Here is a 20,216-nt window from a genome sequence, read left to right as displayed (position 1 = left end):
GCAAGGGGCGGAAAACACAATGGAGTGAATATGAGCGTATTACGTTCGTTATTAACTGCCGGGGTGCTGGCGTCGGGCCTGTTGTGGAGCCTGAACGGAATTACCGCTACCCCTGCGGCGCAGGCATCTGATGATCGCTACGAAGTTACCCAGCAGCGTAACCCGGATGCCGCCTGTCTGGACTGTCATAAACCAGATACCGAAGGTATGCATGGCAAACATGCTTCCGTTATCAACCCGAATAACAAACTGCCGGTCACCTGCACCAACTGTCACGGCCAGCCATCACCGCAACACCGCGAAGGGGTGAAAGATGTGATGCGCTTTAACGAGCCGATGTACAAGGTTGGAGAGCAGAACAGCGTCTGTATGTCCTGCCATCTGCCGGAACAGTTGCAAAAAGCGTTCTGGCCGCACGATGTCCACGTAACCAAAGTGGCGTGCGCCAGCTGCCATTCCCTGCATCCACAGCAAGATACGATGCAGACGTTAAGTGACAAAGGACGGATTAAGATTTGCGTCGATTGCCACAGCGATCAGCGCACCAATCCGAACTTTAACCCGGCGTCTGTTCCGTTGCTTAAGGAGCAGCCATGACCTGGTCTCGTCGCCAGTTTCTCACCGGCGTCGGCGTGCTGGCAGCCGTCAGCGGCACCGCAGGACGCGTGGTGGCGAAAACGTTGAATATCAATGGGGTACGTTACGGCATGGTGCATGACGAGTCGTTATGCATCGGCTGTACCGCCTGTATGGATGCTTGTCGGGAAGTGAACAAGGTGCCGGAAGGCGTCTCGCGCCTGACGATTATTCGTAGCGAGCCGCAGGGCGAATTTCCTGATGTGAAATATCGCTTCTTCCGTAAGTCTTGCCAGCACTGCGATCATGCGCCGTGCGTTGACGTATGCCCGACCGGTGCGTCTTTTCGCGATGCTGCCAGTGGGATTGTCGATGTTAATCCGGATCTCTGCGTCGGTTGTCAGTACTGCATCGCCGCCTGTCCGTACCGCGTGCGCTTTATCCATCCGGTCACGAAGACGGCGGACAAATGCGATTTCTGCCGTAAGACCAATTTGCAGGCCGGTAAGCTTCCCGCGTGCGTTGAGGCTTGCCCGACGAAGGCGCTGACGTTTGGCAATCTGGACGATCCCAACAGTGAGATTTCGCAACTGCTGCGCCAGAAGCCCACTTACCGCTACAAGCTGGCGCTGGGAACCAAACCGAAGCTGTACCGCGTACCGTTTAAATACGGGGAGGTGAGCCAATGACGCAGACTTCCGCATTTCATTTTGAATCACTGGTGTGGGACTGGCCGATTGCCATCTACCTGTTTTTGATTGGTATTTCTGCCGGTCTGGTGACGCTGGCCGTGCTGTTACGTCGCTTCTATCCGCAGGCGGGCGGTGCAGACAGTACGTTGCTGCGCACCACGCTGATTGTCGGGCCTGGCGCGGTGATCCTCGGTCTGTTGATCCTCGTCTTCCACCTGACAAAGCCGTGGACCTTCTGGAAGCTGATGTTCCACTACAGTTTTACCTCGGTGATGTCGATGGGGGTGATGCTGTTTCAGCTCTACATGGTGGTGTTGGTGCTGTGGCTGGCGAAAATCTTTGAACAAGATTTGCTTGCCCTGCAACAACGCTGGTTGCCGAAGTTGGGGATCGTGCAAAAGGTTCTGAGCCTGCTGACGCCCGTTCATCGCGGACTGGAAACATTGATGCTGGTGCTGGCGGTGTTGTTGGGGGCTTATACCGGCTTTCTGCTGTCGGCGCTGAAATCGTATCCGTTCCTCAATAACCCGATCCTGCCGGTGCTGTTCCTCTTCTCCGGCATCTCGTCCGGTGCGGCGGTGGCGCTGATCGCCATGGCGATACGCCAACGCAGTAACCCGCATTCCACGGAAGCGCACTTTGTTCACCGGATGGAAATCCCTGTGGTATGGGGTGAAATCTTCCTGCTGGTGGCGTTTTTTGTCGGTCTGGCCCTGGGCGATGACGGTAAAGTGCGTGCGCTGGTGGCGGCATTGGGTGGCGGTTACTGGACGTGGTGGTTCTGGCTTGGTGTCGCCGGGCTGGGGCTGATTGTGCCAATGTTGCTCAAACCGTGGGTGAATCGCAGTTCCGGCATTCCTGCCGTGCTGGCGGCGTGTGGAGCCAGCCTGGTCGGCGTGTTGATGCTGCGCTTTTTCATTCTCTACGCCGGGCAGTTAACGGTGGCGTAAGCCAGAACAGAGGTGGTTTCTGGACGTATTCCTTCCTGAAGTCGGTTTTCTGGCGTTGTTGTTAAGCCTCGGGGTCAATGTGTTGACCCCGTTGACGACCTTCGCGGGAGTGCGGTTGTGCTGGCCTGCCATGATGCGACTCACTTGCATCGGCATTCTGGCGCAGTTCGCGCTCCTGCTGCTCGCCTTTGGCGTACTGACGTATTGTTTTCTCATCAGCGATTTCTCGGTCATTTATGTTGCCCAACATAGCTACAGCCTGCTGTCGTGGGAACTTAAACTGGCGGCGGTGTGGGGTGGTCATGAAGGTTCGCTGCTACTTTGGGTGCTGCTGCTTTCCGCGTGGAGCGCACTGTTTGCCTGGCATTATCGGCAGCAAACCGATCCGCTATTTCCGCTGACGCTAGCCGTTTTATCTCTCATGCTCGCCGCACTGCTACTGTTTGTGGTGCTGTGGTCCGATCCCTTCGTGCGGATATTTCCACCAGCAATCGAAGGCCGCGATCTCAATCCAATGCTGCAACATCCTGGTCTTATCTTCCATCCGCCGCTGCTTTATCTCGGCTATGGCGGTTTGATGGTAGCGGCGAGCGTGGCGCTGGCGAGTCTACTGCGCGGCGAGTTTGATGCGGCCAGCGCCCGAATTTGCTGGCGCTGGGCACTACCTGGCTGGAGCGCATTAACGGCGGGGATCATCCTCGGTTCCTGGTGGGCCTATTGCGAACTGGGCTGGGGCGGCTGGTGGTTCTGGGATCCGGTGGAAAACGCCTCTTTATTACCCTGGCTTTCTGCCACTGCGTTGCTGCACAGTTTGTCCCTGACACGCCAGCGGGGGACTTTCCGCCACTGGTCGCTGTTGCTGGCGATAGTTACTCTGATGCTGTCGCTGCTGGGCACCTTAATTGTCCGTTCTGGCATTCTGGTTTCGGTTCATGCGTTCGCGCTGGATAACGTCCGCGCCGTGCCGTTGTTCAGTCTGTTTGTACTGATTAGCCTTGCGTCTCTGGCTCTGTATGGCTGGCGAGCGCGGGACGGTGGCCCGGCGGTGCGTTTTTCGGGATTATCGCGAGAAATGTTAATCCTCGCTACGCTGTTGCTGTTTTGCGCAGTGCTACTGGTAGTGCTGGTGGGAACGCTTTATCCGATGATTTACGGCTTGCTGGGCTGGGGACGCCTCTCCGTTGGTGCGCCGTATTTCAACCGCGCGACGTTGCCGTTTGGTTTGCTGATGCTAGTGGTGATAGTGCTGGCGACGTTTGTCTCTGGCAAACGCGCGCAGCTTCCGGCGCTGGTAGCTCATGCGGGCGTGCTGTTATTTGCTGCGGGGATCGTGGTTTCCAGCGTCAGCCGTCAGGAGATCAGCCTGAATTTACAGCCGGGTCAGCAGGTGACGCTGGCAGGATACACCTTCCGCTTTGAGCGCCTCGATCTACAAGCCAAAGGTAATTACACCAGTGAAAAAGCGATAGTGGCACTGTTTGACCATCAGCAACGTATTGGTGAATTAACGCCGGAGCGGCGTTTTTATGAAGCACGTCGTCAGCAAATGATGGAGCCGTCAATTCGCTGGAACGGCATCCATGACTGGTATGCGGTCATGGGGGAGAAAACCGGGCCGGATCGCTACGCTTTTCGTTTGTATGTACAAAGCGGCGTGCGTTGGATCTGGGGGGGAGGATTGTTGATGATTGCAGGCGCATTATTAAGCGGATGGCGGGGGAGGAAGCGCGATGAATAAAGGACTTCTCACGCTACTGCTGTTATTTGCCTGTTTTGCGCGTGCTCAGGTTGTAGACACCTGGCAATTCGCCAATCCGCAACAACAGGAACAGGCGTTAAATATTGCCAGCCAGTTACGTTGTCCGCAGTGCCAGAATCAGAACTTACTGGAATCCAATGCGCCGGTGGCAGTCAGTATGCGCCATCAGGTTTACAGCATGGTGGCGGAGGGGAAAAGCGAAGTCGAAATCATTGGCTGGATGACCGAACGCTACGGAGATTTTGTTCGCTATAACCCACCGTTAACGGGTCAGACGCTGGTGTTGTGGGCGCTGCCAGTGGTGTTGTTACTGCTGATGGCACTGACCCTCTGGCGAGTGAGGGCGAAGCGATGAAACAGCCTCAAATACCGGTGAAAATGCTGACAACATTCACGATTTTGATGGTATTTCTCTGTGTCGGCAGTTATCTGTTAAGTCCAAAATGGCAGGCGGCGCGAGCAGAGTATCAGCGTCAGCACGATCCGCTACATCAGTTTGCCAGCCAGCAAACCCCGGAAGCGCAGCTTCAGGCATTGCAGGATAAAATCCGCGCTAATCCACAAAACAGCGAACAGTGGGCGTTACTGGGCGAGTACTATCTGTGGCAAAACGATTACAGCAATTCGCTGCTGGCGTACCGGCAAGCGTTACAGCTACGTGGTGAGAATGCTGAATTGTACGCGGCGCTGGCGACGGTGCTCTACTATCAGGCAAGCCAGCATATGACCGCCCAGACTCGCGCAATGATCGACAAAGCCCTCGCGCTGGACTCTAACGAAATCACTGCCCTGATGCTGCTGGCTTCCGATGCGTTTATGCAGGCGAATTACGCGCAAGCCATCGAACTATGGCAAAAAGTGATGGATCTTAACTCGCCCCGGGTCAACCGAACACAGCTGGTTGAGTCGATTAATATGGCAAAACTGCTACAGCGGCGATTGGATTAATCATCCTGCTTTGAAGATTATGTTATTGAGCTGCATAAAAAATAACCGAATGAACGCACTCAAAAAATAATCACTAGTGAGAATTATTGCAGATTAAACAAATAAAAATCTTTCCATAACAAATAGTTATTCATCAATCTTGCCATAAACTCGCGTTATTATGCATTAATACAGCGAAAAGCTCTGTTGTTAAAGGGTTGCGCAACATACCGCGCAAATGATACTGATCATAGGCGTTAAAAAAATCTACAAACCAACGCAACACAATCCATACCCTGCAGTTTATAACGTTCTTGCGTTTTTGAACGGGGAACGGCGTTCCACTGAGGAAGTCAATTGTATGAAAAATATAAAAATCAGCCTTGCCTGGCAGATACTCATTGCTATGGTGCTGGGCATTCTCCTGGGAAGTTACCTGCATTATCACAGCGACAGCCGTGACTGGTTAGTCGTTAATTTTCTCTCCCCGGCAGGTGATATCTTTATCCACCTGATTAAAATGATTGTTGTGCCGATCGTGATTTCCACGCTGGTGGTCGGTATCGCTGGAGTCGGCGATGCCAAACAGCTCGGGCGAATTGGTGCGAAAACTATTATCTACTTCGAGGTGATTACCACCATCGCCATCATTCTGGGGATCACTCTGGCGAACGTCTTCCAGCCCGGTGCCGGGGTGGATATGTCGCAGCTGGCGACCGTCGATATCTCGAAATATCAGAGTACTACGGAAGCCGTTCAAAGCAGTTCCCACGGCATTATGGGGACGATTTTGTCGCTGGTGCCGACGAACATTGTGGCGTCGATGGCGAAAGGCGAAATGCTGCCAATCATCTTCTTCTCGGTGCTGTTTGGTCTGGGGCTTTCCTCCCTGCCTGCGACGCATCGTGAACCGCTGGTCACTGTGTTCCGCTCCATCTCCGAAACCATGTTTAAAGTGACTCACATGGTGATGCGTTACGCGCCGGTGGGTGTGTTTGCGCTGATTGCGGTGACGGTGGCTAACTTTGGTTTCTCTTCTCTGTGGCCACTGGCGAAACTGGTGCTTCTGGTGCATTTCGCCATTCTGTTCTTCGCGCTGGCTGTGCTGGGAATTGTGGCGCGCCTGTGCGGGCTGAGTGTCTGGATCCTGATTCGTATTCTGAAAGATGAACTGATTCTGGCGTACTCTACTGCCAGCTCTGAAAGCGTATTGCCGCGAATTATTGAGAAGATGGAAGCCTACGGTGCACCGGCGTCGATCACCAGTTTCGTTGTGCCGACGGGGTACTCCTTTAACCTCGACGGTTCGACGCTGTATCAAAGTATTGCCGCTATCTTCATCGCGCAGTTGTATGGCATTGACCTGTCCATTTGGCAGGAAATCATTCTGGTGCTGACGCTGATGGTGACCTCGAAAGGGATTGCTGGCGTGCCGGGCGTGTCGTTTGTGGTGCTGCTGGCAACGCTGGGTAGCGTAGGTATTCCGCTGGAAGGTCTGGCGTTTATTGCCGGTGTTGACCGTATCCTCGATATGGCGCGTACTGCGCTGAACGTGGTGGGTAATGCGCTGGCGGTGCTGGTGATTGCCAAGTGGGAACACAAATTTGACCGTAAGAAAGCGCTGGCTTATGAGCGTGAAGTGCTGGGCAAATTTGATAAAACTGCGGATCAATAATTGAAGATTGCCGGGGATATCCACCCGGCAATGTGTGAATGCCAGACAGCGCAATAGCCTGATTTAGCGTGATTTTGTAGGTCGGATAAGGCGTTTACGCCGCATCCGACATCAATGCCTGATGCGACGCTTACCGCGTCTTATCAGGCCTACGCCAGACAGCGCAATAGCCTGATTTAGCATGATTTTGTAGGTCGGATAAGGCGTTTACGCCGCATCCGACATCAATGCCTGATGCGACGCTTACCGCGTCTTATCAGGCCTACGCCAGACAGCGCAATAGCCTGATTTAGCGTGATTTTTGTAGGTCGGATAAGGCGTTTACGCCGCATCCGACATCAATGCCTGATGCGACGCTTGCCGCGTCTTATCAGGCCTACGCCAGACAGCGCAATAGCCTGATTTAGCGTGATTTTTGTAGGTCGGATAAGGCGTTTACGCCGCATCCGACATCAATGCCTGATGCGACGCTGGCGCGTCTTATCAGGCCTACGCCAGACAGCGCAATAGCCTGATTTAGCGTGATTTTTGTAGGTCGGATAAGGCGTTTACGCCGCATCCGACATCAATGCCTGATGCGACGCTTACCGCGTCTTATCAGGCCTATCTTAACCGTTGGTTAATTTTTCAAACTCTTCACACCCGGTATCAAACCCTTCCATACAGCTCAGGTTCAACCAATGCAGCGCCTTCTGTTTGTTCTTCTCGATAAAGCCTTCTTCACCGTTTAAGAACATCATCCCCGCCCAGTACTCGGAATAACCGGTACGGGAAATTGCAGAGCTGCGTTTGAAATACCAGGTCGCTTTTTCATCGTCGGCCTTAATGCCTATGCCGTTGGCGTAAATCAAACCAAGCAGCATCTGGGCATCGACGGCGGAGTCGTTCTCCAGATCTTCCGAGGCGTTTTCTAACAGCGAAATCGCCTTCGGATAATCCGGTTTACCGGCCTGAGTATTCACCAGAATATGCGCCAGCGTCACTTCACCTTCTTTACTGCCCGCTTGCGCCGCTTTTTCGGCAAGAATTTTTGCTTGTGGATAGTCCAGACTAACCGGATTGGTGATTTTAATCTGTGCCAACAGCGCGCAAGCATCGGCATCACCACTGTCGGCGGCTTTCTGTGCCCAATATTCGGCTTTACTCAAATCGCCGGAGCTAAACCAGCTGTCGGCAAGAAAATATTGTGCGCGCCTGTCTCCGGCCTCTGCCGCCTTTACATACTGGCTACCAGGCTCAGAGTCATTCGCGTGGGCAAAGAATGTCAAAAACAACATCAATGCGATAATTTTTTTCATTTTGATAATACGATTGGGTAGGGTGTATCCAGTATAAAGAGTTCGAATGGATAAAAAAACAGCCTCCCAAAGGAGGCTGTAGAAGGGACTTATTTACGCCAGTGCCGCTTCGCGCAGGCGAGTTTTCAACTTGTTGTACTCGTCAATCACGTATTGCTCTGCGGCGCGCTGATCGGCGATCGGCTCGACGCGCACGGCGCAGTATTTGTACTCCGGCGTTTTGGTAATTGGGCTTAAGTTCTCGGTAACCAGCTCGTTACAGGCACCAATCCACCACTGGTAGGTCATGTAAATCGCCCCTTTGTTAGGACGATCGCTGACCTGCGCGCGAGTGATAATTTTGCCTTTACGCGAATGTACCCAAATCAGCGCTTCATCTTCAATACCCAAACGTTTTGCGTCTTCGGTATTGATTTGCGCATAGCCAGGTTCATCAGCCAACGCAGCCAGCGCCGCACAGTTACCGGTCATCGAACGGCAAGAGTAGTGGCCCACTTCACGCACCGTTGACAGCACCATCGGGTACTCGTCGGTGAGTTTGTCGATTGGCGCTACCCAGTCGCAGGTGAAGAACTGCGCCAGGCCGTTCGGGGTATCAAACTTCTCTTTAAACAGATAAGAAGTCCCCTGATCGGCATCTGAAGTATCGCGGCAAGGCCACTGAATGAAGCCCAGTTCGCCCATTTTCTCGTAAGTCGCACCGTAGAAATCCGGGCACAGATGACGCAACTCGTCCCAGATCTCCTGGGTGTTGTTGTAGTGCATCGGATAACCCATACGGGTGGCAATTTCACTGATAATCTGCCAGTCCGTTTTCAGATCCCACTTCGGTTCAACCGCCTTGAAGAAACGCTGGAAGCCACGGTCTGCCGCAGTAAATACGCCTTCATGCTCGCCCCACGAGGTTGACGGTAAAATTACATCCGCCGCCGACGCGGTTTTGGTCATAAAGATGTCCTGAACGATGACCAGTTCCAGATCTTCAAAGGCTTTACGTACTGCCGACAGTTCCGCGTCAGTTTGCAGCGGATCTTCGCCCATAATGTACGCGGCACGCACTTCGCCATGCGCCGCACGGTGCGGCAGTTCGCTGATACGATAACCGGTATGGGCCGGCAGGCTTTCTACGCCCCAGGCTTTGGCGAATTTCTCGCGGTTTTCCGGGAACTTAACGTACTGATAGCCCGGATACGTATCTGGCAGTGCGCCCATATCACAGGCGCCCTGCACGTTGTTCTGACCACGAACTGGGTTAACACCCGCATGCGGCTTACCGAGGTTACCGGTCAGCATCGCAAGGCTGGTCAGAGAACGTACGGTTTCCACGCCCTGATAGAACTGGGTAACACCCATGCCCCACAGAATGGATGCGCTTTCCGCCTGGGCATACATCCGCGCCGCCTGACGAATCTCACTGGCGCTAACGCCGGTGATATCTTCAACCGACTCCGGCGTGTAGCCTTCAACGATTTTACGATACTCTTCAAAGCCTTCCGTACGGGAAGCGACAAACGCTTTGTCGTACAGATTTTCTTCAATAATGACATGGCCCATCGCATTTAACAGCGCGATGTTCGAGCCGTTTTTCAGTGCGATGTGCATGTCAGCAATGCGCGCGGTTTCAATTTTGCGCGGATCGCAGACGATAATTTTCGCCCCGTTACGTTTAGCGTTAATTACATGATTCGCCACGATTGGGTGGGAATCCGCCGGGTTGTACCCGAAAACGAACACTAAATCGGTATTATCAATTTCGTTAATAGCATTGCTCATTGCGCCATTACCGACCGATTGGTGCAGACCTGCAACCGATGGGCCGTGTCAGACGCGAGCGCAGCAGTCAACGTTATTGGTACCAATAACGGCGCGCGCAAATTTTTGCATTACATAGTTGGTTTCGTTACCCGTACCACGCGAGGAGCCGGTCGTCTGGATGGCATCCGGACCGTACTTCTCTTTGATGGCGCTCAGGCGCTTGGCAACGTAATCCAGTGCCTCATCCCAGGAAACAGGTTCGAGTTTGCCGCCACGCTGGCGACGGATCATAGGGGTTTTCAGGCGCGGGGTCAGGATCTGGGTATCGTTAATAAAATCCCAGCCATAATAACCCTTCAGACACAGAGTACCCTGGTTGGTTTTCCCCTGCGCTGCCTCCGCCCGGACGATTTTGCCGTTATCGACGACCAGGTTGATTTTGCAACCTGATGCGCAATAGGGGCAAACCGTGACGACTTTTTTCATCAGTCTCGCTCCAGTTAATCAAATCACGCATACGCGCTCTCGACCACAGTATGCATCTTTTATGCCACATTTTATTTGAGGCTATTCCCTGATATTACGGGCACTATTTATTCAAAACTCTGACGAAAAACAGGCTGTCGTCAGTTTTGACGTGACGAAACGAAATACCGCGTGACAGCCATCACGCAGCAGACATTTTATTTTTTCTCGACGTCAGGAGCCGCCTGATATCCGCCGCCCAGCGATTTCATCAATTGAATACTTTGGATCACACGGCGGCTGTCCAGCATCAGTAATGACATCTCTTCGGAAAGCACAGGCAACTGGGCTTCGGTTGCCTGTAAGCGACTGGTTAGACCGCGTTTGTAGGCAGCGTCAGCGGCACGCTGCGTGAAGCGGGTCGCTTCCACGCGTTCGGCTTGCATCTCCCGCTCGTCATTGAGCGTTTGCAGACGCGTGCCATTGACTGCAACATCGCGCACTGCGTTCAGCACTGACTGGTTGTAACGTTCAATCATCATGTTGCTGGTGGCACGAGTACCTTCGAGATTGGCATTTAATCGCCCGCCATCAAACAGCGGTAATTTCAGACCCGGAATGAAGTTGAACTGACGACTGCTCTTTTTGAATAAAGTATCCAGGTGGATGGAGTCCAGACCGAAAAATGCTTTGATATCAAAGCTCGGATAGAACAGCGCTCGCGCGGAATCCACCTGATTTAATGACGCCTGAACATACCAGCGCATCGCTTGCAGATCCGGGCGTCTGGCGAGCAACTCATAAGAGAGCGTAGCCGGAATGCCGGTCTGGACTTGCGGTAATGCCACCGGTCTGATCTCCGGCATATCGCTGGCTCCTGCGCCAATCAATGCGCGAAGAGATTCTCGCGTTTCGGTGATTTGTCCTTTGACGGCAGCAATTTGTTTATCGACCGCCAGAATCTGCGCCCGTGCGCCGTGGAAAGGCACTTGCGCTTCCAGACCGTGCGTCACTTTGCTCTGGTGCGCTCTCACTGCGTAATCAATCACATCGCGAGTTTGCTCCAACAGATCGAGCATCTGGTAGCTGGCCTGCATGCTGTAATAAAGCTGCGCCACGCCCGTTGTGAGTGATAACTCCACTGCTGAGGTTTCTGCCAGAGCGGCATTATGCGCGCCAATGGCGGCGGCAACCGCCGAGCGATGTACACCCCACAAATCGAGATCCAGTCCGGCAAACAAACCTACTGTGGCTTCTGTATAGTACGGCCCGTCCATACCCAGCGCTGGCGCATCCATCGAATAAGGGCTTAAAAAGCCGTTCGCCGAGACACGTTGGCGGTTGAGCATCCCTAATGCCGCCACCTGCAATTGTGAACCGGCATCTAACAGATCGGCCTGTGATTGCGCTTTTTCTTCCCGCAGTTTCGCTTCAGCAAGCGTGTGTGAACCTTGCAGTGTACGCTGGATCAGGGCATCCAGTTGCGGGTCGTTAAATTGTTTCCACCACTGCGCCTGTGGCCAGCCAGAACTGGCCAGATGAATATCATCGGCAAGTTTGATCTGTTCCGGTTTAAGCTGTTGGTGAGGCGCAGAATCCTTACGCACCAACGCACAGCCAGACATTAGGGTCGCGCTGCCGAGAATGCTGCATAACAGCAGGCGTGAAAGTTGACGATTGATCATTGCGCGGCTCCTTGTGCCTGTTCCGTGGCGGGCGTTAATGCCGGGGCTGTCCAGTCTGGCAAGCGGGATATGAGCTGGCAGACCTGTTGTTCCTGTTTTACTAAAGTGGTGAGTGCGACCGACGAGTGCGATGTCTCTTCAGGCATTATTTGTGGAGAGAGACTGGAGGCCGTCGTCAGACCGGCGGTGTATTTCTCCAGCACATCGGCAAATTGACTGGCCCTGTCTGGATGTAGCGCGTGATCCAGCATTTGCGCCGAATTCCAGGTCGCGTCCCAGGCGTGCAGGATATCGCGCCCCTGACGAATGACGCTTTGCACACGAGCCACCAGTGTTGCACGTTCTTGGTCGTTCAGTTGACGTTCCAGCGCCACGCGGTCACACATCTCTTCGCAGGCATTAAACGCCGCATGTAGACCGATGCGAATTTGCAGATAACCTCGTAGAGTGGCGGTTTCCTGCTGGCGTGGAATACGCATCAGCTTGCTTAACATACCCAGAGCGCCAGCCAGTTTTTGCGGCAGTGCGCGAGCTTCACTTTCAGGCCAGACAAAGGTGTAAATCACCGCCGATACTGCCGTGCCGATAAGAATACCGATGGCGCGATCGCGAATTTCCACCAGGTCATACACCGGGCCAAAAACGTTTTCGAGTGTGGCCAATGCGAAGGTGACCACCATTTGTGTGCCTATATAGGAAGAGCGTTCAGAACTGGTGGCAATCCACGCGCCCAACAGGAATATCGGGGCAAGAACGAACAACAATTCGACAATACTATCCAGCCAGGGCATGACTAGCAGTGTGAATAACAGCGCCAGAATCGCACCGCAGAAGGCACCGCCAAAACGCAGCGCCATTTTCTGATACGACGAACCAACATTGGGGTTAGCGACGATCACGCAGGTCAGCATACAAGTGTGAATGCCTTCCCAGTCGACGCCGCTGTAGAAGGTGTAACAGATCAAACAGGCCAGCAGCGTTTTTACCGCGTAACGCATATAGTCAGGATTGGTAAAAGCATCGGCAACCATTGATGGTGGTTTGGCTGCTGGTGTTGGCGGAGTGTTGGGATCCATCTGACCCAACTGCATTAGCGCCTGGCAGATATTCTCCAGGTTGCATACCCGGGCCGCCACGGCTTCTTCTTCGCTAAGACGCCAGTCACTTTGCCAACTTTCACCTTGCGTAATAGCTTGCTGAAGTTTTCCGATTTCAGCCGCTAATTTTTGCCGCAGCTCTTTCGTGGCCTGTGATTCGGCAAAATCGGCGGGATGGTAACGATTTAGCGTAGAGTAAATGTAGGTCACCGTCGCTACGCAGCTCTGCCACCATGCGCTTTTTGCTCGCCAGTCAGCGTCGTCCGCGAGGCAAAATACGTTCAGCTTTTGCAGCGCCAATGCCTCTCTTTCAACCTGTTTTTCCGGCAAAGGCGTGAGATTTTCTGCCAGATGCCTTAAGGCATCGTCCAGTCTGTCATTAAGCGCCTGATGCATCTGCGTGATGGCGCGGCTGGGAAACCACAGCACGCCGATTAACGTCATCAATAACGTCGGGTAGAGGCCGACAACGATACACCACAGCGTTAAGCGCACGACCACTTCCGGATAGTCGAGCATGGCGGGGAAGGTTTGCCCGTAAATGGCGACAATGGCGACAGCGAAAAAGACCAGCCCCAGGCGATGGGTACGCATCAAAAACATACATCCCATCAGGATCGGTCCGGCGATGATCAGCCGGATCAGAGGCTCGCCATATGACCATTTGTAGATCAAAAACAGGCTGGCGATCTCCAGCACCGTGGCGACCACAAACAGGAACGCCACAAATTTGGTGTAAAACGCGTTCGACTGAATACCGTAAAACAGCACTGCCAGCGATAACGCCACAAAAGGGATCTCAAAAGTCATTGAGATCAGAATCACCAGCAGGCAGCCCACCCAGAGCTGTACGGTCTGCGGCACGCGGCCTGGTCGCCGCTCGCTTAACTCTTCATGAAAGAACGCCAGCAGCCTGACCACCGGTAATGGCAGGGAGTTGAGCGCGCTCATTATTGCGGCTCAAGATTAGCGACTGCCGAAGCGCCGATGCGGAACATTTCCGGGTCAGGTTTATCAACCATGATTTTGACCGGAAAACGCTGGGCAACGCGGACCCAGTTAATAGAACGAGAAACTTTCGGCAGGCCGCCCAGCACCAGGCCGCCGTCATCCGGTAGCACGCCGTAGCCAATTGAATCCACTTTACCCTCGAAGGTTTTGCCGCTGTCACTCATCAGGCGAATCGTTGCGGGTGTACCTGAGCGAATATTTTTCAGATCGGTTTCGCGGAAGTTGGCGATCACGTACCAGTGACGAGTGTCGATTAGGGTAAAAATAGGGCGCATGGCAGAAGCAAATTGCCCGACGGAGGTTTTGAGGGAAATGACCCGGCCATCAAACGGCGCGCGAACGGTCGCCATTTCCAGATGCAGTTTGGTCAGGGCAATATCCGCTTCGACCGCCGCACGTTGCGCCACCAGCGCATCGACGCCGCTGACGGCGCTGGCGGCTGACTGCGCCTGTAACAATACGGCATTAAGATCCGCTTCTGCGGCGCGCTGCGCCGTTCTTGCACGATCAACATCTTCTGCAGAAACAAAACCTTCTTTCAGCAGCGGCTCGGTGCGACGTAATGTATCGCTGGCCTGTTTCGCGGCAGCACGGGCTTTTTCTACCGTGGCATTAACCGAGTCGGCACCGAACTGTTGCGCGTCAACGCTACGTTGGGTGAGCATAATTTGCTTATCCAGCGCAGCGAGGGAGGCTTCGGCTTTTGCCAGATTGGCTTCGTACGGGCGCGGGTCGATGCGAAACAGCAAATCGCCCTGTTTGACTGCCTGGTTGTCGGTGACAGCCAGTTCCACAATGCGACCGCTGACTTCCGGCACCACATCAATGGTGTCGGCTGACGCGTAAGCGTCGTTAGTTGATGGCGCACTGTCTACGCGCCAGATAACGAAAACAAGGGCAACCAGCGCCAGCGCAACCACTAACAGGGCAGGGAACTTACTGCGAGGAGCTTTTTTCGGCGTACTTTCCATGAGCGCGTCTCAAACTAGATTAGAAAAATGCCAGCCAGAACAGCATGGCGTAGAGAGCAAAAAGGGCGGTATAAATAATTCCGACAAATGCCAGATTGATATTTGTCCGCTGAATAATTCGCCTCGTGATGAGCGTCAAAATAAGGCTGGCAATGGCGCAGAAAAACCAGCTGGGATAATAAGCGCCGATCACCGGGATTGCCGGAGATAATGAACATCCCGAAACCATGAAGACGGGAATTATCCAGGCTGTTTTTTTGAGTTGCATCGCCATGCGAGAGAGAACTGTTGGCATATTAAATACATCCTGTCTGCTGCGAACAATATCTGTAGTGAATATCAATATCCATTGAAGGCGTCAGTATGGCTATTTTCTTGATGAATAAAAATAGCTTTATTCAGCCACCGCATTCATAACTTATATATTTTATGTATTAATTGATTGTATGTATTTTTATAATAAATGCTTTTGGGGGCTTAAGCGCCCCCAAAAGTGAGTGACATTAATTTGGGGTTACGATATTCACCCACAAATCGAAATTATCCAGACAAGCAATAATTTCTTCCAGTTTCGCACCATTGCCAATAATTTTGGCTTTCTTCGCTTTTACCAGATCCGCCATTTTGGCTTGTCCGGTCAGCACGGCGTGCAGATCTTCACGGCTAATGTAGAAAGATGCGTTGGCTTGCGGTTGCAGCGTTTTACGGTAGTTAAGTACGCTATCGTTCAGCGTCAGGTTGAGGTTATCGCCGTTACTCATATTGAAGTTCAGGCTGATGTTTTTGCCCGCGGCTTTCGCACTGTCGAGACGAACGGCCATAAAGTCGAACAGCATTTCGACCGACATCCCGCGGATGGTGTCCGGGGAACCGGTGGTGCCATGGCTGAACTTATGTACCCCTTCGCGCAACTCTTTCGCGCCGGTTAGGTAGAAACCGCGCCAGGTGGCGGACTCGGCCTGATAGCCCAGCTGTTCAAAGTTATTCGCTTGCAGATTTTTCGCCACCTGGTCACCTGGATTGGCGGCAATCACCTGTTTCAGTAGTTCTGCCGACCAGCGGTAATCACCTTGCTTATTCGCTTCTTGCGCCAGGTTGATGACACGGGCAGAACCGCCCAGAGCCTGCACATAACGTTTACCCATCTCCACCTGACCATACGGATGCAGGTTTGCCGGATTACCGTCGTAATAGCCGAGATAGAAGTTATACACCGCGCGAGCGTTGTGGCTGACAGAACCGTAATAGCCGCGGCTAGCCCAGTTATTGGCAAGCGCAGGCGGCAGCTTAATCATGTCGCCGATTTCATTCATGGTGTAGCCCTGGTTCGCCAGATGCAGGGTTTGATCGTGAATATACTTGATAGTATCGCGATATTTACCAATATAATCATTGATATGCTTATTGCCCCAGACCGGCCAGGTGTGCGGCATAAACAGCACTTCCGCGTCGTTACCCCACATATCCAGCGTTTCGTTCAGGTACTCTGTCCACTTGCTGGTATCGCGAGTTTTTGCGCCGCGCAGGGTGTAGAAGTTGTGCAGGGTATGCGTGGCGTTCTCGGCGGTACACAGGGCTTTCAGGGCCGGAATATAGAAGTGCATTTCGGCTGGGGCTTCGCTGCCTGGGGTCATCAGGAAGTCAAACTCCAGGCCGTCGATAATCATCTTCTCGCCAGTTTTGACGATAGTTTTGGTTGGCGCAATAATGCTTGGGTCGCCGGTTGCCAGCGTCACGCCAAGGCCATTGCCCACGTTGCCTTGCGCGTTGTGCGGCAGTAACAGACCGTAAGAGTAGAGCGCACGGCGGCTCATGATGTTACCCGCCAGCACGTTTTCGCTGATGGCTTCGTCCATAAAGCCAGCAGGGGCAATCACCTGCACTTTGCCCGATTTCACATCAGCTTCAGAGATAATGCCTTTCACACCGCCATAATGGTCGGCGTGGCTGTGGGTGTAGATAACGGCAACAATCGGTTTTTGCGGACGATGCTGGAAGTAAAGGTCAAGTGCGGCTTTTGCGGCGGGCGGCGTTACCAGCGGGTCGATAACAATAATGCCTTTCTCGCCTTCTACGAACGTAATGTTAGAGATATCCTGGCCGCGCACCTGATACATTTTATCGGTGACTTTGAACAGGCCAGAAATGCCGTTGATCTGCGACTGACGCCACAGGCTGGGGTTTACGGTTTCCGGCGCTGCGGCATTAATATCAAATTTGTAATCGTCCGCGCGGTAGTAAACTTTACCGTTCGCATCACGCAGAATACCTTCATCCAGCAGCGGGGCGATAAATCCACGCTGGGCATCGTCAAAATCCTGACGATCGCTAAACGGTAATGATTTGGCGTAATTCTGATTAACCTGTTGCGTATATTGAGTGGCGGCTTTCGCTTCCTCTTTCGCATTAGCGGTATTTACCATCATGCCGCTGGCGGCAGTTAACGCAATAACAATCCTGCTCAAACGGAATAACCGAGAGTTATTCATATAAATCTCCATTTATCATTTATGTCGTAAATATGTAATCCATGCAAAATACGTCATTTAAAGCTGGCGTTATCATAATTGGGAAATTGCGACTTTAATAAGTGGAAGTGTGAGCGGAACGAGCCATTTTATTAGGCATTTGTGCTGAAGAGGGAAAAGTACGGCATATTTATTACTATCATCAATAATGTGACCTGACTTATATTTTTATTATTTATATTACTTTCAGCTTTCACTTCGACAAGAAGTACGCACAATGATTAATCAGATGAATGATGCGGAGTGTAACCATGAAACCCGTCGTGCTGGTGGTGGATGATGACACGGCTATCTGCGCACTGTTGCAGGATGTGTTAAGTGAACATGTCTTTACGGTTTCAGTCAGCCATACCGGACAGGAGGCCATATCGCGTATTGAGGGCGATCCTGACATTGCGCTGGTGGTGCTGGATATGATGCTACCTGATACCAACGGCCTGAGGGTATTGCAGCAAATCCAGAAACTGCGTCCGGCATTGCCGGTGGTGATGTTGACCGGCATGGGCAGTGAGTCTGATGTGGTGGTCGGGCTGGAAATGGGCGCGGATGATTACATCTGCAAACCGTTCACCCCGCGGGTGGTGGTCGCACGACTGAAAGCGGTGTTGCGACGGGTTGGCGCGCTGGCGGTTAATGAGGAGAAAAACGCCGGGCTGTCATTCAATGGCTGGTATCTCGATACCACGCGCTGCCAGCTGCATAATCCGCTTCAGCAACATGTCGAGTTAACTCAGGGCGAATATGGCTTGTTACTGGCTCTGGCGCAAAACGCACGTCGGGTATTGAGCCGCGAGCAGTTGCTGGCGTTCACCCACAGCGACAGCGTGGAGGTGTTTGATCGCACCATCGACGTATTAATCATGCGCTTACGACGCAAAATCGAACTCAACCCGCATCAGCCGATGTTGATTAAAACTCTGCGTGGTCTGGGGTATGTCTTCGCTGCCGACGTGCATTAATCCGACATTTCTGTTTGCAGCTCTTCCAGCGTTTTTGCCCCGTCGATGGCATTAGCGCATAACAGGCTTGCCCGCGCGCAGGCGTGTGCCAGTTTGATGCTCTCGGTAAGCGTCCAGCGTTCATGGCAGCCATATAAAAATCCGGCACAAAATGCATCGCCCGCACCGACGCTGCCGATAATTTCCCGTTGTTCTAACTTTTGCGAAGGGATCCACACGCCGCCCTGTTCCGGTGTCTCTCCCCAGGCACCTTCCGGACAGTGGATCACCACTCGCTGGCGTACGCCCGCATCTAACAGTTCACGCGCGGCGGCGGCAATATGCGCGATATGCGGTTCGCCGTTGGGCAGGCGAATCTCCAGCCCGCTAAACTCCCCGGCTTCCAGTTCGTTAATTACCAGATAATCCAGATGACGCAACGCGGGCAGCACCAGCGGCTGATAACGCGGATCGCCCTTGCGGGAGACCAGGTCGAGTGAGGTTTCAAAGCCAGTATCACGCATTTGCGCCAGCAAACGGGCGCTGCGGGTGCCGTAAACATCGTCCGGCATATCCAGGCTATCGAGCAACAGCAAATAGCCGAGATGGAAAATCTTCATGGTGTTATCAAGCTGATCGAACGCCGGAAGATCAAGCAGTCGGTTAGCGCCCGGCGAATGGAAAAAGGTGCGCTGCCCGCTTGGGTCGGTCATCACCTGCGACATTGACGTCGGTGCAAAGGTGGTGCGCTGCACATGCTGGCGATTGACGTGATATTGCTCAAGCATCGCCATAATGTAATCGCCATCGCTGTCCTGACCAATTAGCCCTACCGCCTGTAACGGCAGCCCGGTGCGCATTTTCGCCAGCGTCAGCAGGACATTAAGCGGCGCGCCGCCGGTGGAGCGTTCGCTGTGGGTGATCTCCGCCAGCCAGCCGCGCTCTGGCCACTGGATAATCTGATGGACGTGGTCAACCAGCATATTGCCTGCCGCGATAATCCCTTTACGCTCCATCATGCCTGCCCCGCACTACAGAAAATACGCATCTGTTGTGCAACCGTATCGCTGATGGCGGCTTCCACTGCCAGCAGTAACTCGGCAAACTCGTCATACATCGGCTGACGGTGCGCCATTCTGGCCTCAACGGCAGCCAGCGCTGCTTGCGACATGCCAGTGTAGAAATTGATTTTGTGGATACCCAGTTCGATGGCGCGGCGGAAATCGGCATCGCTAATCCCTGAGCCGCCGTGTAATACCAGCGGGATAGCAGCCTGCTGGCGGATAGCGTCGAGGCGCGGGAAATCGAGTTTCGGTTCGCCGCGATATTTGCCGTGTGCATTGCCAATCGCCACGGCCAACGCGTCAATGCCGGTACGGTCGACAAAATCACGCGCCAGTTGCGGATCGGTAAACAGGGATTCATCGGCATGACCATAGAGCGCACCGCCTTCGTCGCCACCCACCGCGCCCAGTTCAGCTTCTACCGATACGCCAACGGCATGGCACATTTTCACCACTTCCCGCGTCTGGCGGACATTTTCTTCATACCCCAGCGTGGAGCCATCAAACATTACTGAGCTGAATCCCAGCCGCAACGCCTGCACCACCGATTCAAAATGCAGTCCGTGATCGAGATTTAACACCACCGGAATGGCATGACGCGCCGCTTCAAATTTCACTGTCTCGACCAGGGAATCCAGCGAGATATATTTAAAATGTACTTCGGCAATGTTGATAATAAAGGGCGAACGTTCTTGTCTGGCAGCAGCAAACAAGGCGCGTAAAAAGTGCGAGTCCAGCACATTAAACGCACCTAACGCATAGTGATGTTCGCGGGCATGTGCCAGCCCTTCAGCGAGAGAAATCAATGGCATAACGTTATCCTTA

At 53.2% G+C, this 20,216-nt stretch carries 17 protein-coding genes; 8 read left to right on the top strand and 9 right to left on the bottom strand.

Annotated elements, in window-relative coordinates; all coding sequences use genetic code 11:
• Positions 1 to 30 precede the first annotated feature (30 nt).
• From nrfB to gltP, 7 genes are all read left to right on the top strand, one after another.
• A complete protein-coding gene (gene nrfB, locus D9742_RS16395) occupies positions 31 to 597 on the top strand; it encodes a cytochrome c nitrite reductase pentaheme subunit (protein WP_001295391.1) in 567 nt (188 codons plus the stop codon).
• The gene (gene nrfC / locus D9742_RS16390) at positions 594 to 1,265 is read left to right on the top strand and encodes a cytochrome c nitrite reductase Fe-S protein (protein WP_000220281.1); all 672 of its coding nucleotides are present in this window, start codon (positions 594 to 596) and stop codon (positions 1,263 to 1,265) included. The genes nrfB and nrfC overlap by 4 nt, the downstream gene beginning before the upstream one ends.
• Complete coding sequence (gene nrfD / locus D9742_RS16385) at positions 1,262 to 2,218, top strand: cytochrome c nitrite reductase subunit NrfD (protein ID WP_130237593.1); 957 nt, start codon at positions 1,262 to 1,264, stop codon at positions 2,216 to 2,218. Before nrfC ends, nrfD begins: the two co-directional genes overlap by 4 nt.
• Positions 2,219 to 2,237: 19 nt before the next feature.
• Positions 2,238 to 3,956: a heme lyase CcmF/NrfE family subunit gene (locus D9742_RS16380; RefSeq protein WP_130237592.1), complete on the top strand. Its 1,719-nt coding sequence runs from the start codon at positions 2,238 to 2,240 to the stop codon at positions 3,954 to 3,956.
• Entirely contained in the window at positions 3,949 to 4,332 is a 384-nt protein-coding gene (gene nrfF / locus D9742_RS16375) for a heme lyase NrfEFG subunit NrfF (RefSeq protein ID WP_130237591.1), read from the top strand. Before D9742_RS16380 ends, nrfF begins: the two co-directional genes overlap by 8 nt.
• Entirely contained in the window at positions 4,329 to 4,925 is a 597-nt protein-coding gene (gene nrfG / locus D9742_RS16370; protein WP_130237590.1) for a heme lyase NrfEFG subunit NrfG, read from the top strand. The genes nrfF and nrfG overlap by 4 nt, the downstream gene beginning before the upstream one ends.
• Before the next feature lie 340 nt (positions 4,926 to 5,265).
• A complete protein-coding gene (gene gltP, locus D9742_RS16365) occupies positions 5,266 to 6,579 on the top strand; it encodes a glutamate/aspartate:proton symporter GltP (protein WP_130237589.1) in 1,314 nt (437 codons plus the stop codon).
• A 608-nt stretch (positions 6,580 to 7,187) separates the two neighbouring features.
• Here the strand turns inward: gltP and yjcO are convergent.
• The 7 genes from yjcO to yjcS all read right to left on the bottom strand — a co-directional run bounded on the left by yjcO (position 7,188) and on the right by yjcS (position 17,350).
• Positions 7,188 to 7,877, bottom strand: coding sequence for a Sel1 family TPR-like repeat protein YjcO (gene yjcO / locus D9742_RS16360; protein ID WP_064525643.1), 690 nt, complete (start codon positions 7,875 to 7,877; stop codon positions 7,188 to 7,190).
• A 93-nt stretch (positions 7,878 to 7,970) separates the two neighbouring features.
• Positions 7,971 to 10,118: a formate dehydrogenase subunit alpha gene (gene fdhF / locus D9742_RS16355; protein WP_130237588.1), complete on the bottom strand. Its 2,148-nt coding sequence runs from the start codon at positions 10,116 to 10,118 to the stop codon at positions 7,971 to 7,973.
• Between the two features lie 197 nt (positions 10,119 to 10,315).
• Entirely contained in the window at positions 10,316 to 11,782 is a 1,467-nt protein-coding gene (gene mdtP / locus D9742_RS16350) for a multidrug efflux transporter outer membrane subunit MdtP (RefSeq protein ID WP_130237587.1), read from the bottom strand.
• Entirely contained in the window at positions 11,779 to 13,830 is a 2,052-nt protein-coding gene (mdtO, locus tag D9742_RS16345) for a multidrug efflux transporter permease subunit MdtO (RefSeq protein ID WP_130237586.1), read from the bottom strand. Before mdtO ends, mdtP begins: the two co-directional genes overlap by 4 nt.
• Positions 13,830 to 14,861 carry a multidrug efflux transporter periplasmic adaptor subunit MdtN gene (gene mdtN, locus D9742_RS16340; RefSeq protein WP_000446360.1) on the bottom strand — a complete coding sequence of 344 codons (1,032 nt, stop codon included), beginning with the start codon at positions 14,859 to 14,861 and terminating at the stop codon, positions 13,830 to 13,832. Before mdtN ends, mdtO begins: the two co-directional genes overlap by 1 nt.
• Positions 14,862 to 14,880: 19 nt before the next feature.
• Complete coding sequence (locus tag D9742_RS16335) at positions 14,881 to 15,156, bottom strand: YtcA family lipoprotein (RefSeq protein WP_001308208.1); 276 nt, start codon at positions 15,154 to 15,156, stop codon at positions 14,881 to 14,883.
• Between the two features lie 208 nt (positions 15,157 to 15,364).
• Positions 15,365 to 17,350, bottom strand: coding sequence for an alkyl sulfatase YjcS (gene yjcS, locus D9742_RS16330; protein WP_130237585.1), 1,986 nt, complete (start codon positions 17,348 to 17,350; stop codon positions 15,365 to 15,367).
• Between the two features lie 290 nt (positions 17,351 to 17,640).
• Here yjcS and D9742_RS16325 point away from each other — a divergent pair, with 290 nt between their 5' ends.
• Positions 17,641 to 18,348: a response regulator transcription factor gene (locus tag D9742_RS16325; RefSeq protein WP_130237584.1), complete on the top strand. Its 708-nt coding sequence runs from the start codon at positions 17,641 to 17,643 to the stop codon at positions 18,346 to 18,348.
• Here the strand turns inward: D9742_RS16325 and D9742_RS16320 are convergent.
• Positions 18,345 to 19,346: a carbohydrate kinase family protein gene (locus D9742_RS16320; protein ID WP_000970597.1), complete on the bottom strand. Its 1,002-nt coding sequence runs from the start codon at positions 19,344 to 19,346 to the stop codon at positions 18,345 to 18,347. The genes D9742_RS16325 and D9742_RS16320 overlap by 4 nt on opposite strands.
• Positions 19,343 to 20,203 carry a ketose 1,6-bisphosphate aldolase gene (locus D9742_RS16315; protein WP_130237583.1) on the bottom strand — a complete coding sequence of 287 codons (861 nt, stop codon included), beginning with the start codon at positions 20,201 to 20,203 and terminating at the stop codon, positions 19,343 to 19,345. Before D9742_RS16315 ends, D9742_RS16320 begins: the two co-directional genes overlap by 4 nt.
• Between the last annotated feature and the right edge of the window lie 13 nt (positions 20,204 to 20,216).

It is taken from the genome of Escherichia sp. E1V33, from assembly GCF_004211955.1.
Lineage (GTDB): Bacteria > Pseudomonadota > Gammaproteobacteria > Enterobacterales > Enterobacteriaceae > Escherichia.
Note: the sequence above shows the minus strand (reverse complement) of the source record. Positions and strands in the feature narration are given on the sequence as shown.

Coding starts and splice junctions, on each gene's coding strand:
- gltP (WP_130237589.1), top strand. CDS start 5,266: ATGAAAAATATAAAAATCAGCCTTGCCTGGCAGATACTCATTGCTATG.
- nrfF (WP_130237591.1), top strand. CDS start 3,949: ATGAATAAAGGACTTCTCACGCTACTGCTGTTATTTGCCTGTTTTGCG.
- mdtN (WP_000446360.1), bottom strand. CDS start 14,861: ATGGAAAGTACGCCGAAAAAAGCTCCTCGCAGTAAGTTCCCTGCCCTG.
- D9742_RS16315 (WP_130237583.1), bottom strand. CDS start 20,203: ATGCCATTGATTTCTCTCGCTGAAGGGCTGGCACATGCCCGCGAACAT.
- D9742_RS16335 (WP_001308208.1), bottom strand. CDS start 15,156: ATGCCAACAGTTCTCTCTCGCATGGCGATGCAACTCAAAAAAACAGCC.
- D9742_RS16325 (WP_130237584.1), top strand. CDS start 17,641: ATGAAACCCGTCGTGCTGGTGGTGGATGATGACACGGCTATCTGCGCA.
- D9742_RS16320 (WP_000970597.1), bottom strand. CDS start 19,346: ATGATGGAGCGTAAAGGGATTATCGCGGCAGGCAATATGCTGGTTGAC.
- nrfG (WP_130237590.1), top strand. CDS start 4,329: ATGAAACAGCCTCAAATACCGGTGAAAATGCTGACAACATTCACGATT.
- nrfC (WP_000220281.1), top strand. CDS start 594: ATGACCTGGTCTCGTCGCCAGTTTCTCACCGGCGTCGGCGTGCTGGCA.
- mdtO (WP_130237586.1), bottom strand. CDS start 13,830: ATGAGCGCGCTCAACTCCCTGCCATTACCGGTGGTCAGGCTGCTGGCG.
- yjcO (WP_064525643.1), bottom strand. CDS start 7,877: ATGAAAAAAATTATCGCATTGATGTTGTTTTTGACATTCTTTGCCCAC.
- nrfD (WP_130237593.1), top strand. CDS start 1,262: ATGACGCAGACTTCCGCATTTCATTTTGAATCACTGGTGTGGGACTGG.
- nrfB (WP_001295391.1), top strand. CDS start 31: ATGAGCGTATTACGTTCGTTATTAACTGCCGGGGTGCTGGCGTCGGGC.
- mdtP (WP_130237587.1), bottom strand. CDS start 11,782: ATGATCAATCGTCAACTTTCACGCCTGCTGTTATGCAGCATTCTCGGC.
- yjcS (WP_130237585.1), bottom strand. CDS start 17,350: ATGAATAACTCTCGGTTATTCCGTTTGAGCAGGATTGTTATTGCGTTA.